Below are 15,179 nucleotides of genomic sequence, written 5' to 3' on the forward strand. Positions count from 1 at the left end.
CAACAATGCGTCTACGCACGTCAGCACGTAAATTCCGGAAGCACTCTTCCTAGCATAGCGGAGTCATCGCCCGATCAAAAGCCACGCACGGGCGGGACCGATACTGTTTGGTCACACTGCCGGATGCGCGGCCCCTCCCCCACCCCGGCGGACCCAGAAAAGGGCGCGCACCCCGGCCGAGCTCCCGAAGGAACCGACCGGGGTGCGCGCCCTTTTCTAGGCTTAGCTATACGCTGAGCGCGGACTACGCGCCGCGAGCCGCCAGCAGGTCGTCGCGGGCAGCCTGAGCTGCCTGCGCCAGAGCCTCAACCGACGGGCCCGCAGAGAGCACACCGCGGCTGGAGTTCACCAGCACCTGCGACTCCACACCCGCGAACACGCGGTACAGGTCAGCGGCCGAAGCACCCTGCGCGCCGTAACCGGGCGACAGAATCGGGCCGTTGAAGGAGCCCAGGTCAATGCCCAGGTCAACCAGCGCCTGGCCGACGGTCGCACCGACCACCAGGCCGCACGGGCCCATCTGCTCCCACTGACGGGACGCGTTCTCGGCTACCGCCGCGGCAATAATGCGCTTGGCCACCGCGCCCTCGGATTCCGATGCGCCCACGTGCTGCACGCTCTTACCCTCGGGGTTCGAGGTCAGCGCCAGCACGAAGGTGCCGCGGTCGTTCTGGGCGGCCAAATCCAGCGCCGGACGCAGCGACTCGAAGCCCAGGTACGGGCTCAGCGTCACCGAATCGGTACCCAGCGGCGAGGTGGAGCCGAGCCACGCATCCGCGTAGGCCTTCATGGTCGAGCCGATGTCGCCGCGCTTCGCGTCAGCCACAATCAGCACGCCGTCGGTGGCGGCGCGGGCGAACAGCGCCTCCAGCACGGCCAGGCCGGCAGAGCCGTGACGCTCGAACAGCGCCACCTGCGGCTTCAGCGCGGCCGCGAAGGGTGCGCAACCCTCGTACACGGCCTCGGTGAAGGCGGCCAGACCCTCGGCGGAATCCTCCAGGCCCCACTGCTCCAGCAGGTTCGGGTGCGGGTCAATGCCCACGCACAGCGGGCCGCGCTCGGCCATCGCCTTCGCCAAGCGGTCACCAAAGGAAGCGGACATTACGCCTCGCCACCCTCGGAAGCCAGGCGAGCGTCCACGGCGGCGGCCAGCTTGACGTCGTGCTCCTGCAGGCTCATGATGTCCCAGCTGTGCTCGCGCAGAGCGGTAATCGCCTGAACGGCGGCGGCGAACTCGGAGATGGTGGTCATCACCGGGCAGCCGACCGACACGGCGGCGGCACGAATCTCGTAGCCGTCGCTACGAGCGGCACCACCGGCGGGGGTGTTCAGAATCAGGTCGATGTCACCGTTGCGGACCATGTCCACGATCGAGTGGTCGCCGTTTGCCTCGGCAAACTTCGAAGCGACCAGAATCGAGTTCAGGCCGTTGCGGCGCAGAATCTCGGCGGTACCACCGGTCGAAACGATCTCGAAGCCCAGGGACTCCAGCATCTTCGCGTAGATGATGACGTTACGCTTGTCGTGGTTGGCCACCGAAATGAAGACCTTACCGGAGGTCGGCATCGGCGAACCTGCGCCGGCCTGAGCCTTCGCGAACGCGGTGTCGAAGTGCTGATCCAGGCCCATGACCTCACCGGTCGAACGCATCTCGGGGCTCAGCAGCGAATCGACCACCACACCCTCGGGGGTGCGGAAGCGGGCGAACGGCAGAACCGCAGCCTTCACAGCAATTGCGGTCTCCTGCGGCAGGGATGCGCCGTCCATGTGCTGCGGCAGGTAGCCCTCAGCCTTCAGCTCGGCAATGCTCTTGCCCAGACCAATCAGCACGGCGGCCTTAGCCAGCTGCACGCCGGTAGCCTTCGACACGAACGGAACGGTACGGGACGCGCGCGGGTTAGCCTCAATCACGTACAGGTTCTCGGAAACGTAGGCGAACTGAATGTTAATCAGGCCGCGCACGCCGGTGCCGCGAGCAATCTTCTCGGTAGCGTCCTTCACCTTGGCGATGATGTCCGGGCCGAGGGTAATCGGGGGCAGGGTGCAGGAGGAGTCACCGGAGTGAATACCGGCTTCCTCAATGTGCTCCATGACGCCGCCCAGGTACAGCTCCTCGCCGTCGAACAGGGCGTCCACGTCAATCTCGATGGCATCCTCAAGGAACTTGTCAATCAGAGCCGGCTGCGAGGGCGAAACCTCGGTAGCGTTCTCCAGGTAGCGGGCCAGGTTAGCCTCGTCGTAGACGATTTCCATGCCGCGGCCGCCCAGCACGTACGAGGGGCGAACCAGAACCGGGTAACCGATTTCGTCGGCGATGCGCTTAGCACCCTCGAAGGTGAACGCGGTGCCGTTCTTGGGCGAAATCAGGCCGCCCTCCTCCAGCACGCGGGAGAACTCGCCGCGGTCCTCGGCCAGGTCGATGGCCTCGGGGGTGGTGCCCAGAATCGGCACGCCCGCATCCTTCAGGGCACGAGCCAGCTTCAGCGGGGTCTGGCCGCCCAGCTGCACGAACACGCCCATCAGGCCGCCGGTACGACGCTCCGACTCAACGATCTCGAGCACGTCCTCAAGGGTCAGCGGCTCGAAGTACAGGCGGGTCGAAATATCGTAGTCGGTCGAAACGGTCTCGGGGTTGCAGTTGACCATGACGGTCTCGTAACCCAGCGAACGCAGCACCATAGAGGCGTGCACGCACGAGTAGTCGAACTCGATACCCTGACCGATGCGGTTCGGGCCCGAACCCAGAATCATGATCGAGGGCTTCTCGTGGTGCGCAACCTCATCCTCCAGGTCGTAGGAGGAGTAGTGGTACGGAGTGAACGCCTCGAACTCGGCAGCACAAGTGTCAACAGTCTTGAAGACCGGGCGGATACCCAGGGCGTGGCGCACGCCGCGCACAACGTCCTCGGAGGAGCCGATAATCTCGGCAATCTGTGCATCCGAGAAGCCGTGGCGCTTGGCCAGCTTCAGGGTCTCCGGATCCAGGTGGTCACGCTTCTCGTAGACCACGCCGGCAACCTCGTTCAGCAGCACCAGCTGATCCAGGAACCACGGGTCAATCTTGGTAGCCTCGTGCAGCTGCTCCACGGTTGCGCCGGCCAGCAGAGCCTGCTGAACCTGGTAGATACGCTGGGTGGTGGGAACCTTGGTCTTCTCAATCAGCTCGGCCAGCTCCACCTCGGAGAGGGTCAGCGGCTTGAACGAGAAGGACGCGCCCTTCTGCTCGAGCGAACGCATGGCCTTCTGCAGAGCCTCGGTGAAGTTACGGCCCAGGGCCATGGCCTCGCCCACGCTCTTCATGGTGGTGGTCAGGGTCGGGTCGGCAGCCGGGAACTTCTCAAACGCGAAGCGCGGAACCTTCACGACCACGTAGTCCAGGGTCGGCTCGAAGGAGGCCGGGGTCTTCTGGGTGATGTCGTTCGGAATCTCGTCCAGGGTGTAGCCCAGCGACAGCTTGGTCGCAATCTTCGCGATCGGGAAGCCGGTAGCCTTCGATGCGAGCGCCGAGGAACGGGACACGCGCGGGTTCATCTCAATGACGATGACGCGGCCGGTCTTCGGGTCGATAGCGAACTGGATGTTGCAGCCACCAGTGTCCACGCCAACCTCGCGAATCACGTTAATTGCGATGTCGCGCAGCTTCTGGAACTCACGGTCGGTCAGGGTCAGTGCGGGGGCCACGGTGATGGAGTCACCGGTGTGCACGCCCACGGGGTCGAAGTTTTCGATGGAGCAGACGACCACGACGTTGTCGTTGGTGTCACGCATCATCTCCAGCTCGTATTCCTTCCAGCCGAGGATGGACTCCTCGAGCAGGACCTCGCTGGTGGGCGAGTACTGAATACCGGCGCCGGCGATGCGGTAGAGGTCTTCCTCGTTGTACGCCATGCCCGAGCCGAGACCACCCATGGTGAAGGAGGGGCGGACCACCATCGGGTAGCCGAGCTCCTTGGCGGCCTCCAGGGCCTCCGGCATGGAGTGGACGATGACCGAGCGGGCCGACTCGCCGCCGGCACGCTCCACGACGCCCTTGAAGGCCTCGCGGTCCTCGCCGAGGTTGATGGCTTCAATGTTCGCGCCAATCAGCTCGACGTTGTACTTCTCGAGGATGCCGCGCTCGCCCAGCTCGATGGCCGCGTTCAGAGCGGTCTGGCCGCCCAGGGTCGGCAGGATAGCGTCGGGCTTTTCCTTCGCGATAATCTTCTCGATCACCTCGGGGGTGATGGGTTCAATGTAGGTGGCGTCCGCGAACTCGGGGTCGGTCATGATGGTTGCCGGGTTGGAGTTCACGAGGATGACGCGCACGCCCTCCTCCTTCAGCACGCGCAGCGCCTGGGTGCCGGAGTAGTCGAATTCCGCTGCCTGACCGATGACGATCGGGCCGGAACCGATGACGAGGACGCTGTTAAGGTCGGTACGACGAGGCATTTAGGCTTCCTTTGCAGTCTTGGTTGCGACCATCAGGTCGATGAAACGGTCAAAGAGGTAGGCGGAGTCGTGCGGACCCGCGGCGGCTTCGGGGTGGTACTGAACCGAGAAGGCCGGGATGTCCTTACAGGTCAGGCCCTCCACCACGTTGTCGTTCAGACCCACGTGGGAGACCATGACCTGACCGAACTCGGCGTTCGGTGCGGTGACGTAGCCGCCGATGGGGGCGTCCACAGCGAAGCCGTGGTTATGCGCGGTGATTTCAACCTTGCCGGTGGTCTTGTCCATCACCGGCTGGTTGATGCCGCGGTGACCGAAGGGTAGCTTGTAGGTGCCAAAGCCCAGCGCGCGGCCGAGCAGCTGGTTACCGAAGCAGATGCCAAAGAACGGGGTACCCTTACGCAGCACGCCCTGCAATAGCTCAACCTGCTCGTCAGCGGTTGCCGGGTCACCGGGGCCGTTGGAGAAGAACACGCCGTCGGGGTTGTAGGAGTAGATGTCCTCGAGGGTTGCGCTTGCGGGCAGCACGTGCACGCGCACGCCACGCTCAGCGAAACGCTGCGGGGTCATCGACTTAATGCCCAGGTCCAGGGCTACGATGGTTGCGACCGGAGGTGCGAACCAGTTGAACTGGTGCGGCTCAACGGTGTAGGCGGTGTCAACCGAAACGGAGTCAGCGAGCTTACGGCCTGCCATCGGCTCGGAGGCGCGCACCTCCTCCAGCAGTTCAGCTTCGGGGCGTTCTGCGTGCTCACCGGAGAACACGCCCGCACGCATCGAACCGCTCGAACGCAGGCGGCGGGTCAGGGCGCGAGTGTCAATGCCCTGAATACCGATGATGCCCTGCTCGATGAGCTCTTCGTCGAGGGTGCGCTCAGAACGCCAGTTGGATGCCACACGTGCGGCGTCACGAACCACGTAGCCGGCAACCCAAATCTTGGGGGCTTCAGCGTCGGTGGTGTTCACACCGGTGTTGCCAATATGGGGAGCGGTCTGAACCACAATCTGACCCGCGTAGGAGGGGTCGGTGAGGGTCTCCTGGTAGCCGGTCATGCCGGTGGAGAATACTACCTCGCCCAGGGATGCGCCGGTTGCGCCGTAGCCGTAGCCGCGGTAGACGGTGCCGTCCTCGAGGACGAGTAGCGCGCGGTCCGTACGCAGGGCACCGGATCGTGTCATGTCAGTCATGCTCTCTTTTCCTTTTCTGTGGTGCTCTCCCCCGCGGGCCTTGCGGTGAGTGCCGCTCGGTGCGTTGGGGGATAGTCTCTTGCTGCCGGGGCGGGCTGTTCTGCCCGCCCGGGCTAAATCTAGGGTGTCGTGCTGTGTCGTGTTCGGCTTCGGGGCCGGGGTATGTTGCCGGAAGTGCCGGGGTGCGTTGCGCCGCCTACTTGGCCTGCTCGGTGCCCTCGGCGGGGCCTGCCGCCCACTTTTCGGGCGCATCCACCGCGTTCGGGGCGATGCGGCGCAGCTCCTCCAGGGCCGCCTGCTTATCCTCAGCGTAGCGGGTGCGGAAGCCGGTCTGCACGCGGTGACCGTCGAGGGTCCAGCCGATGACGATCAGGCCGTCCTTCTCCACAACCTTGCCGGCCATGCCTCGGTCGGTGGTGATGACCGAGAGCTTCTTCGCCGGAATCCACAGGTCCTTCGCCCCGTCGCGGGTGAAGATGATGCTGTCGGGGTAGACCAGCAGGGTGGACTTGCTCTTGAAGCCGAGCGAATCGAATCCCACGCGGTCCAGCCAGTTACCGAAGATCGTGGTGCTGATGTACTCACCCTCGAAAGCGGCGTCGGCGGTCAGACCCTCGTAGCGTTCGGGAACTTCCTTGAGGGAACCGAACATGTTGGACTGGCGGGCCAGGCGCGAGCGCCATCCGTGCCACATGCCGTAGATGCACAGGGCCACGAGGGCCAGGCAGACGATGGCGGTGATGAGCTTTCCCACGTGGGTTCTCTCTTTCGGTTGGTGTCTCGGTCGATTGTCTCGGCCTGGGTTGGTGGGGTTGGGGGCGGTGCTCCCGGCGCGCTTGAACCTCCCGGCGAGGCGGTGGCAGGCGTGAACCTACCACCGCCAGGCACGGTCACCACATACATTCGCTTCGCGGGTTACTTGCGCGGGGTGGCCAGCTCGCCGTTCAGCACGGTCGGGTGGCCAGCGTAGAAGGTTGCACGAATCGAGCCGGGCACCTCCATGTCGCGGTAGGGGTTGTTCTTACCCTTGGTTGCCTGTTCCTCCGGCTTGATTACGCGGGTTGCCTTCGGGTCAACCAGCACAATGTTGGCCGGTTCGCCTTCGGCCAGCGGGCGGCCCTGCTCGGCCTCCAGACGACCAATCTTAGCGGGCTGCTCGGAGAGGATGCGTGCCACGTCGCGCCAGGTAATCATGCCGGTGTCGACCAGGGTCATCTGGATGATGGACAGCGCCTGCTCCAGGCCGGTCATGCCGTTCGCGGCGCAGGCCCACTCACATTCCTTGGTCTCTGCCGGGTGCGGTGCGTGGTCGGTACCAATCACGTCGATGATGCCGTCGGCGACCGCCTGGCGCAGCGCCATGACGTCCTCTTCGGTGCGCAGCGGCGGGTTAACCTTGAACACCGGGTCGTAGGTGCGTGCGGTCTCGTCGGTGAGCAGCAGGTGGTGCGGGGTTGCCTCCGCGGTCACCTTCACGCCGCGGGACTTAGCCCAGCGCACAACCTCAATGGAGCCCTTGGTGGACAGGTGGCAGATGTGCAGTTTGGAGTCCAGGTGCTCGGCCAGCAGCACGTCGCGGGCGATGATTGCCTCCTCTGCGACGGCGGGCCAACCGGCCAGACCCAGGTCAGCGGAGACCTTACCCTCGTTCATCTGGGCGCCCTCGGTCAGGCGCGGCTCCTGCGCGTGCTGCGCAATAACGCCGTCGAAGGTCTTGACGTATTCGAGGGCGCGGCGCATCACTGCCGGGTCGTACACGCACATGCCGTCGTCGGAGAACACGCGCACATTCGCGGTGGAGTTCGCCATGCCGCCGATGTCGGAGAGGCGCTCGCCCTTCAGGCCCACGGTCACGGCGCCGATGGGCTGCACGCGGCACCATGCGGATTCCTTGCCGAGGCGGTCAACCTGCTCAACGACTGCGGCGGTGTCTGCCACGGGTAGGGAGTTCGCCATGGCGAACACCGCGGTGTAGCCGCCCAGGGCTGCTGCGCGGGTGCCGGTCTCGACGGTTTCGGATGCCTCGTAGCCGGGCTGACGCAGGTGGGTGTGGATGTCGACCAGGCCGGGCAGCGCCACCTGGCCTGCCGCCTCGACGACCTGTGCATCCGCGGCATCAATGTTCTCTGCAATGCGGCTAATCACGCCGTCCTCGATGAGGATATCGGCGACCTTTTCGCCGTAGAGGCTTGCGCCCTTAATCAGGTACTTGCTCATGGTGTTGGTTCCTCTCGTTAGGAAGGTCGTTTAGGATTCGTCGCCGGCGTAGAGCTTGGCGCTGGAGCCGTCGGTCAGAAGCAGGTAGAGCACCGCCATGCGCAGCGCCACGCCGTTGCTGACCTGGCGCAGAACCCAGGAGTTGGCGGCATCGGCGGCTTCGGTGCAGATTTCCAGGCCGCGGTTCATGGGGCCCGGGTGCAGGATTGCGACCGGCTGCGGCTGCGCCTGCAGGGTTGCGAAGCGTTCGGCGGTCAGGCCCCACAGCTCGGTGTACTCCTCGGCGGAGGGGAAGTACGCGGCGTTCATGCGTTCCTTCTGGATGCGCAGCAACATGACGGCGTCGGGGTTGGTGGCGATGGCTTCGTCGAAGTCGTGGAAGATTTCTACGCCGGCTTCTTCAACCCAGGAGGCGGTGTTCAGCGGCAGCAGGGTCGGCGGTGCGACGAAGACGACCTGCGCGCCGAGGGTGTGCAGCAACCAGAGGTTGGAGCGTGCCACACGCGAGTGCAGGATGTCGCCGACGATGAGCACGCGCATGCCGGACAGGTCGGTGCCGCGGGGGCTGTCCAGGCCGTCGCGTTCCGCCTTGTACTGGCGCAGGGACACGGCGTCGAGCAGGGCCTGGGTGGGGTGCGCGTGGGTGCCGTCGCCCGCGTTGAGCACGGGAATGTCGGTCCAGCCGGCCTCCGCGAGGCGCTGCGGTGCGCCGGATGCCGAGTGGCGAATCACGAAGGCGTCCGCGCCGATGGCCTTGAGGGTCTGCGCGGTGTCCTTGAGCGACTCACCCTTGGAGAGGGAGGATCCCGAGGCGGAGAAGTTCGTGACGGCCGCGCCCAGGCGCTTCTCGGCGGATTCGAAGGAGAGGCGGGTGCGGGTGGAGTCCTCGAAGAAGAGGTTGACGACGGTCTTGCCGTTCAGCACGTTCAGGGTGCGGTTTTCGGCCTTGACCTGCGCCATGTAGTCGGCGACGTCGAGGATTTCGATGGCTTCTTCGCGGGTTAGTTCGCGGGTGTCGAGCAGATGCTTCATGAGAGCCCTCCCAGCTGGATAATGTCAACTCGGTCTGTTGCGTTGTCGGTTTCGGTGAGTACGACGCGTACGGTTTCGCTGGCGCTGGTGGGCAGGTTTTTGCCCACGTGGTCGGCGCGGATGGGTAGCTGGCGGTGTCCGCGGTCTACGAGGACCGCCAGGCGTACGAGGGCGGGCCGTCCGTGGGCGTTGAGTGCGTCGAGTGCGGCACGTACGGTGCGGCCGGAGTATAGGACGTCGTCGACGAGAACCACGGTTTTGCCTTCGATGCCGACGGCGGGCATGAGGCTCTCCCCCGCTGTGTGCGGTTCGGGGGCGTCGCGCTGGTCGTCGCGGTAGGCGGTGATGTCCAGGGCGCCGAGGCGGTCTTCTGCGGTGAATGTCGGCTCGAGGGCTTGGATGCGTGCGGCGAGTCGCGCCGCGAGGGGCACGCCGCGGGAGCGGATGCCGATGAGTACGAGGTTGTCTACGCCTTTATTGGTTTCGATGATTTCGTAGGCGATGCGGGTGAGGGCGCGGCGGATTTCGTCCTCGCTGAGGATGGTGCGGCCGACGGTGGTCGCGTCCTCGAAGGTGCTTTGAGGGGTTGCCGAATGGGGGGCTGCGGTTAGATTTCGCCCCTGATTCGCGCCGGGTGTGGGTACAGTTGACCCAGGCATAGCCGTCTCCTTCCCCGCCTCACGGGACGGATTTAAAGGTTTTGTGCTTCTAGTAGGGTACCACAGTTCACAGGCTACGTTCAGGTTCGGCGAGAGACCGCTCATGACGGGGACGGAGCTGGTATGGAGCGGGGCGGGGGCTCCGTCTTCGAGGCGCCTATGTTGTTTATAGCTAGGGTGCCGAAAAGGGGGCACTCCCCCGCCCGCGTTGTCCGGTGAAGCCTCGACTGTTGCCACCAGCCCCTACCCACGGGCTCCGGTGGAGCCTCGACTGTTGCTAACAAACCCAGCGAGCGCATCCGGCTCAGCATCCCAGACCCGAGCACACGACAAGCGCAACCTAGACATAGAAAACCCCCGCCGTCATGTAGCGAACTACAGTACGGCGGGAGTTTCACGTACGCTCCCCTGCGGGCGCATCCTCAACGGCAGCAAACCAACCAGTCATAAAGCTGGCAGGCAGGCCGCGGCGGGACGTCTTACGCGAGCAGGGTCGGCTTCACCTGACGGAGCTTATCCAGCAGACCGTTCACGAACTTCGGAGATTCATTCGTGGACAGCACACGCGCCAGACCGACAGCCTCAGAAATTGCGACAGCATCCGGAACTTCATCATTGTACAGAAGCTCCCAAGTGCCAATACGCAGCACGGCACGGTCCACGGCGGGCATACGCTCGAAGGACCAGTCACGGGCGTAAGTCTCAACAAACTCGCGGATCTCTTCGTCGTGGTCGCGAACGCCACGAATGATTTCCTCAGAGTAAGCAGAGATCTGCGCTACCGTGTACAGTCGGCGGCGGCGGAGTACCTCAATATAATCTTCGTTGCGCTGATCCGCCTCGAAGAGCACTTCGAGGGCGCGCAATCGGGCTTTAGTACGCGAATTCATTAGTCGTTCACGCGACCGAGGTACTCACCGGTGCGGGTGTCAACCTTGACCTTGGTGCCGGTCTCCAGGAACAGGGGAACCTGGATCTCGTAGCCGGTCTCAACGGTTGCGGGCTTGGTGCCGCCGGTGGAGCGGTCACCCTGCAGGCCGGGCTCGGTGTAGGTGATTTCGAGGACCACGGATGCGGGCAGCTCGATGTACAGGGGGCTACCCTCGTGCATTGCGATGGTTGCGGTCTGGGACTCGAGCATGTAGTTTGCTGCGTCGCCAACAACGGTTGCGGGAACGTTGATCTGGTCGTAGGTCTTCATGTCCATGAAGACGTAGTCGTCGCCGTCCTGGTACAGGTACTGGTAGTCGGAGCGGTCAACGGTTGCGGTCTCAATCTTAGCGCCAGCGTTGAAGGTACGGTCGACGACCTTGCCGGAGGTAACGTTACGCAGCTTGGTGCGAACGAACGCGCCACCCTTACCGGGCTTAACGTGCTGGAACTCAACGACGGACCAGAGGTTGCCGTCAATCTTCAGGACGGCGCCGTTCTTAATATCGGTAGTGGATGCCATGGGGCTCTCCTTCGTGTCATCGACGCCCACGCCGTAGTGGTACCCGGCGAGGCGCTAAGTTTTCAATGAGCAAAAATATGTCCCGTACATTCTACAGGATGCGCACGAATTTGCCTAGTAGGGGCGCCACAGTTTTTCTGTGGCACCCCGCCTGGCTGGCGCATGCTGGCTGCCATATGTGACGGGCGTGTGCCGTGTGCATCCGGTGAATGTACGGGACTCACACCTACTCGGTAATCTCCTGGTAGGTCATGTACAGGATCGAGTCGTCCGGCACCTCGTAGACGCGCGGGCGAGCCAAACCGTCAAGAATGATGAAGCGCAGCAGGTTGCCGCGCGCCTTCTTATCGCGGCGCATGGCCTCGAGCAGCTGGGGCCAGGCATCCGCCTTGTAGGAGGTGGGCAGGCCCAGGGATTCGAGGATGCGGCGGGTACGCGCCACGAGCTCCTCGTCGGCGTGGCCGGTGGCCAGCGACAGCTCCGCGGCGTACACCATGCCCACCGCAACGGCCGCGCCGTGACGCCACTGGTAGCGTTCGTTACGCTCAATCGCGTGGGCCAGGGTGTGGCCGTAGTTCAGGATTTCGCGGCGGCCGGATTCGCGCAGGTCCTCGGAGACCACCTCCGCCTTCACGCGCACGCTACGTTCAATGAGCTCGCGCATCACGGCGGACTGCGAATCGCGCACGGCCTGCGGGTTTGCCTCAATCAGGTCAAGAATCTCGGGGTCTGCGATGAAGCCGCACTTGACGACCTCACCCATGCCGGTCAGCAACTCGTGCTCGGGCAGGGTGCGCAGGGTGCCAATCTCGCAGAGCACGGCGGCGGGCGGCCAGAACGCGCCGACCAGGTTCTTACCCTCGGCGGTGTTAATGCCGGTCTTACCACCCACGGCGGCGTCCACCATGCCCAGCAGGGTGGTCGGAATGTGCACCACGCGCACGCCGCGCAGCCAGGTTGCCGCCACGAAGCCGGCCACGTCGGTAATGGCGCCGCCACCCACAGACACGATCGCGTCGGTGCGGGTGAAGTCGTTCTGACCGAGCACCTGCCAGCAGAACGCCGCCACCTGGTAGTGCTTTGCCTCCTCAGCGTCCGGGATTTCGGCGCTGAACGATTCGTAGCCCATGGTGCGCAGGTCTTCCATGACCAGCTCACCGGTGGAACGCAGGGCACGCGGGTGAATCACGAGCACCTTCTTCGTGCGGTTACCGAGAATCTCGGGCAGGGTGCCGAGCAGGTTGTGGCCAATTAGCACCTCGTAGTTCTCGCGCGGGGAGCTGCCGGTCACCGGAATACGGGTGATATCCGCTTCACCGGAAGCGCCGAAGGTGGGCTGAGTGCTCATCGTGTGTCCTTTCACAGGAGAGTGGGGGTAGGAGGGGGTCAGGAGTTGTTCGCCCGCGCCTTGCGGCTGGCGGTGACGTACGCCTGAATCTCTGCGGTCATCTCGGTAATGGGGCGGCCGCCGCGAGCATCCAGGGTGAAGTGCGCCAGCTCCTCGTAGCGGCTGCGGCGACGCTCAAAAATGTCGGTCCAGCGCTCGACCGGGTTCGGCTGCAGCAGCGGGCGGGTCTTATTGCCGGTAATGCGCGGGGTGACGGTCTCGGCATCAACCAGAATGTACACCACGCATTCGTCTTTGAGGAGCTCCGCAACCGAATCGGTCATGGGCGCGCCGCCACCGAGCGAAAACACCGTGTTGCGGTACACCGGGGAGGTCAGCACCTCTTCGATGGTCTTGCGTTCCAGCTCGCGGAAGTGCGCCTCACCGAAAATCTCAAAAATTTCGGAGACCTCGCCGTAGCGTTCCACGATCAGCTGGTCGGCGTCAAGGAACTCGTAGCCGTAGAAACGCGCCAGGTGCGTGCCAATGTAGGTCTTACCGGCCGCCATGGGGCCGATCAGCACGATGGGGCGCGACTGCTCGGCAAAGTTCTCGTGCATCTCGCGCACCTGCTGGGGGTGGATGCGGGCGGACTCCTCGATCTCGCCGGGCTCAAGTTCAACGGGCTCGAGTTCACCGGGCTCGAGCTCGGCGTTCAGCTCCGCCTCGGATGCGGCGCGCGCCTCAATCTCGGCAGCGGCCTCGGCGGAGTCCACCGCCGCGATTTCCTCGGCCACAGACTCGGCCGCAGAAACCTGCACCTTGCCGAATAGCGCAGGGGTCGGACGGACCGGCTTGGCGGGTTCAGCCGCGGGCACAGCTACGGAAGTTTCGGGCACACCTACGGGGGCTGCGGGCGTGACCGGTACAGGCTTGGGTTCAGCCTTCTGCACGGGAGCAGAAACGCTCTCCCCCGCCGCCTCTGCAGGCTGAGCCTGCTTCGGAGGTGCCGGCTTGGGCGCGGCAGGCTTAGGCACAGTCGGCTTGGGCGTAGCGACTACTGACGGCGCGGCAGGTTTTGGAGCTGCGGGCTTGGGTACTTCCGCCTTCGCGGGTTCCTTGCGGGGTTCCTCTTCAGCGGTGCCCATGCCCTGCAGGGCGCTGAGCAGCTTCAGGCGCAGGTCCTCATCCAGGCCCGCAGCCGGGTCGGCATCCTCGGAGGCCGAGGAGGCGTACAGACGCACGCCCCGCGCGCTCGCCGTCGCGGCGGCGAGTAGGGGGCGGGCACCCGAGCGCATCAGATCGGCCGGGGTGGGCACGCGAGAAGCCGCGCGCGCAGAGGAAGCCGAGCCGGCAGCCCCAGAACCCGGGTTAGACTCGGTACCCGCATTAGATTCGGCACCCGCCGCACCGGGTTCGCGGGAAGAAGCCTCGCGAGCGGTAGCCTCGGGCGGCTCAGCCTCAACAACCCGCTCAGCCGCGGAAGATACACCGGATTCCGGGCGCGGCGAAGCGCCCCCTCGCGCACGCTGCGTTGCCGCAGCAATACGCGCAAGGGGGCTCGAAGCGACCGGGCGAACACCCTGCTCCACAGAAACCTCCCCGGAACCGCGTCCCTTCGCGCCGCGGCCCTCAGACTCCGCCGGAAGGGGCACTACGCGTCCCAACCAGCCACGTTAGACTCCCACGCCAGAGACGCCGGAATGGCGTCCAGGTAGGAATCCATGTTGCGGCGAGTCTCACCAATCGAGTCGCCGCCAAACTTCTCCAGTGCAGCCTCAGCGAGCACCAGGGCGACCATAGCCTCCGCCACCACACCGGCGGCGGGAACGGCGCACACGTCCGAACGCTGGTGGTGGGCGCGAGCCTCCTCACCGGTGGAGGTGTCAATGGTCTTCAGAGCCTTCGGCACGGTCGCAATCGGCTTCATGGCCGCGCGCACGCGCAGCAGGTCGCCGATGCTCATGCCGCCCTCAATGCCACCTGCACGGTTGGTATCGCGGGTCACGCCGTGCTCGCCAATGGAAATCTCGTCGTGAGCGGCGGTGCCGGGGCGGTCGGCGGTCGCGAAACCGTCGCCCACCTCAACGCCCTTAATGGCCTGAATACCCATCAGCGCTGCGGCCAGGCGCGCGTCCAGGCGGCGGTCCCAGTGCACGTACGAACCCAGTCCGGGAGGCATACCGTACGCGAGCACCTCAACCACGCCGCCGAGGGTCTCGCCGTCCTTGTGCGCCTCGTCCACGCGCTGAACCATCGCGTCGGAGGTTGCCTTGTCGAAGCAGCGCAGCGGGTCGGCGTCCAGCTGCTCCACGTTGCGGGGCGAAGGCACGGGGGCACCCTCGGGAGCGTGCACGCCGCCTACAGCCACGGTGTGAGAGACCAGTTCAACGCCCAGAGCCTTCAGAATCTGAGCGGCGACCACGCCGAGCGCCACGCGGGTCGCGGTCTCACGAGCGGAGGCGCGCTCCAGCACCGGGCGAGCCTCAGAGAAGTTGTACTTCTGCATGCCGGTAAAGTCGGCGTGACCGGGACGCGGGCGAGTCAGCGCCGCGTTACGTGCGCGGTGCTCAATCAGCTTGGGGTCAACCGGATCGGAGCTCATCACGTCGGTCCACTTGGGCCATTCGGTGTTGGCAATCTCAATAGCGACCGGGCCGCCCTGAGTCAGGCCGTGACGCACACCGCCGAGGATGCGCACGCGGTCCTCCTCGAACTTCATGCGGGCACCGCGGCCGTAGCCCAGGCGGCGGCGAGCCAGGGCGTCACGCACCATGTCGCTGGTGAGTTCCACACCGGCGGGAACGCCCTCAATGATGCCGACGAGCGCCTCGCCGTGGGATTCTCCGGCAGTGAGCCAACGAAGAGCCATAGG

Annotated in this window: 12 protein-coding genes; all 12 read right to left on the reverse strand. The window is 64.9% G+C overall.

From position 1 onward, the window contains the following. Window positions 1–244: 244 nt before the first annotated feature. Window positions 245–1,102, reverse strand: a complete 858-nt coding sequence (gene pyrF / locus ADJ95_RS08815; protein WP_049334258.1) for an orotidine-5'-phosphate decarboxylase — start codon at window positions 1,100–1,102, stop codon at window positions 245–247. Next, entirely contained in the window at window positions 1,102–4,428 is a 3,327-nt protein-coding gene (gene carB / locus ADJ95_RS08820; protein WP_049334259.1) for a carbamoyl-phosphate synthase large subunit, read from the reverse strand. The genes pyrF and carB overlap by 1 nt, the downstream gene beginning before the upstream one ends. Continuing rightward, complete coding sequence (carA, locus tag ADJ95_RS08825; protein ID WP_049334260.1) at window positions 4,429–5,616, reverse strand: glutamine-hydrolyzing carbamoyl-phosphate synthase small subunit; 1,188 nt, start codon at window positions 5,614–5,616, stop codon at window positions 4,429–4,431. Window positions 5,617–5,812: 196 nt separating this feature from the next. Next, window positions 5,813–6,370, reverse strand: a complete 558-nt coding sequence (locus ADJ95_RS08830; protein ID WP_049334261.1) for a hypothetical protein — start codon at window positions 6,368–6,370, stop codon at window positions 5,813–5,815. 161 nt (window positions 6,371–6,531) lie between these two features. After that, entirely contained in the window at window positions 6,532–7,833 is a 1,302-nt protein-coding gene (locus tag ADJ95_RS08835; protein ID WP_049334262.1) for a dihydroorotase, read from the reverse strand. A 30-nt stretch (window positions 7,834–7,863) separates the two neighbouring features. Continuing rightward, entirely contained in the window at window positions 7,864–8,865 is a 1,002-nt protein-coding gene (locus tag ADJ95_RS08840; RefSeq protein WP_049334263.1) for an aspartate carbamoyltransferase catalytic subunit, read from the reverse strand. Beyond that, on the reverse strand, window positions 8,862–9,524 hold the full coding sequence (pyrR, locus tag ADJ95_RS08845) for a bifunctional pyr operon transcriptional regulator/uracil phosphoribosyltransferase PyrR (RefSeq protein WP_049334264.1): 663 nt from the start codon (window positions 9,522–9,524) through the stop codon (window positions 8,862–8,864). The genes ADJ95_RS08840 and pyrR overlap by 4 nt, the downstream gene beginning before the upstream one ends. Window positions 9,525–10,003: 479 nt before the next feature. Next, window positions 10,004–10,414 carry a transcription antitermination factor NusB gene (nusB, locus tag ADJ95_RS08850; protein ID WP_005505934.1) on the reverse strand — a complete coding sequence of 137 codons (411 nt, stop codon included), beginning with the start codon at window positions 10,412–10,414 and terminating at the stop codon, window positions 10,004–10,006. Continuing rightward, window positions 10,414–10,977 carry an elongation factor P gene (efp, locus tag ADJ95_RS08855; RefSeq protein WP_005505932.1) on the reverse strand — a complete coding sequence of 188 codons (564 nt, stop codon included), beginning with the start codon at window positions 10,975–10,977 and terminating at the stop codon, window positions 10,414–10,416. Before efp ends, nusB begins: the two co-directional genes overlap by 1 nt. 226 nt (window positions 10,978–11,203) lie before the next feature. Further along, window positions 11,204–12,325 carry a 3-dehydroquinate synthase gene (gene aroB / locus ADJ95_RS08860; protein WP_049334265.1) on the reverse strand — a complete coding sequence of 374 codons (1,122 nt, stop codon included), beginning with the start codon at window positions 12,323–12,325 and terminating at the stop codon, window positions 11,204–11,206. 38 nt (window positions 12,326–12,363) lie between these two features. Next, window positions 12,364–13,959, reverse strand: coding sequence for a shikimate kinase (locus tag ADJ95_RS08865; RefSeq protein WP_049334266.1), 1,596 nt, complete (start codon window positions 13,957–13,959; stop codon window positions 12,364–12,366). Next, the gene (aroC, locus tag ADJ95_RS08870) at window positions 13,959–15,176 is read right to left on the reverse strand and encodes a chorismate synthase (RefSeq protein ID WP_049334267.1); all 1,218 of its coding nucleotides are present in this window, start codon (window positions 15,174–15,176) and stop codon (window positions 13,959–13,961) included. The genes ADJ95_RS08865 and aroC overlap by 1 nt, the downstream gene beginning before the upstream one ends. Between the last annotated feature and the right edge of the window lie 3 nt (window positions 15,177–15,179).

Source organism: Rothia mucilaginosa, from assembly GCF_001061665.1.
GTDB classification, from domain to species: domain Bacteria; phylum Actinomycetota; class Actinomycetes; order Actinomycetales; family Micrococcaceae; genus Rothia; species Rothia mucilaginosa_A.

Excerpts from the sequence above, each read along its gene's own strand:
- ADJ95_RS08835 (WP_049334262.1), bottom strand. The coding sequence starts at position 7,833 with ATGAGCAAGTACCTGATTAAGGGCGCAAGCCTCTACGGCGAAAAGGTC.
- carA (WP_049334260.1), bottom strand. The coding sequence starts at position 5,616 with ATGACTGACATGACACGATCCGGTGCCCTGCGTACGGACCGCGCGCTA.
- carB (WP_049334259.1), bottom strand. The coding sequence starts at position 4,428 with ATGCCTCGTCGTACCGACCTTAACAGCGTCCTCGTCATCGGTTCCGGC.
- efp (WP_005505932.1), bottom strand. The coding sequence starts at position 10,977 with ATGGCATCCACTACCGATATTAAGAACGGCGCCGTCCTGAAGATTGAC.
- ADJ95_RS08840 (WP_049334263.1), bottom strand. The coding sequence starts at position 8,865 with ATGAAGCATCTGCTCGACACCCGCGAACTAACCCGCGAAGAAGCCATC.
- pyrF (WP_049334258.1), bottom strand. The coding sequence starts at position 1,102 with ATGTCCGCTTCCTTTGGTGACCGCTTGGCGAAGGCGATGGCCGAGCGC.
- pyrR (WP_049334264.1), bottom strand. The coding sequence starts at position 9,524 with ATGCCTGGGTCAACTGTACCCACACCCGGCGCGAATCAGGGGCGAAAT.
- aroB (WP_049334265.1), bottom strand. The coding sequence starts at position 12,325 with ATGAGCACTCAGCCCACCTTCGGCGCTTCCGGTGAAGCGGATATCACC.
- aroC (WP_049334267.1), bottom strand. The coding sequence starts at position 15,176 with ATGGCTCTTCGTTGGCTCACTGCCGGAGAATCCCACGGCGAGGCGCTC.
- nusB (WP_005505934.1), bottom strand. The coding sequence starts at position 10,414 with ATGAATTCGCGTACTAAAGCCCGATTGCGCGCCCTCGAAGTGCTCTTC.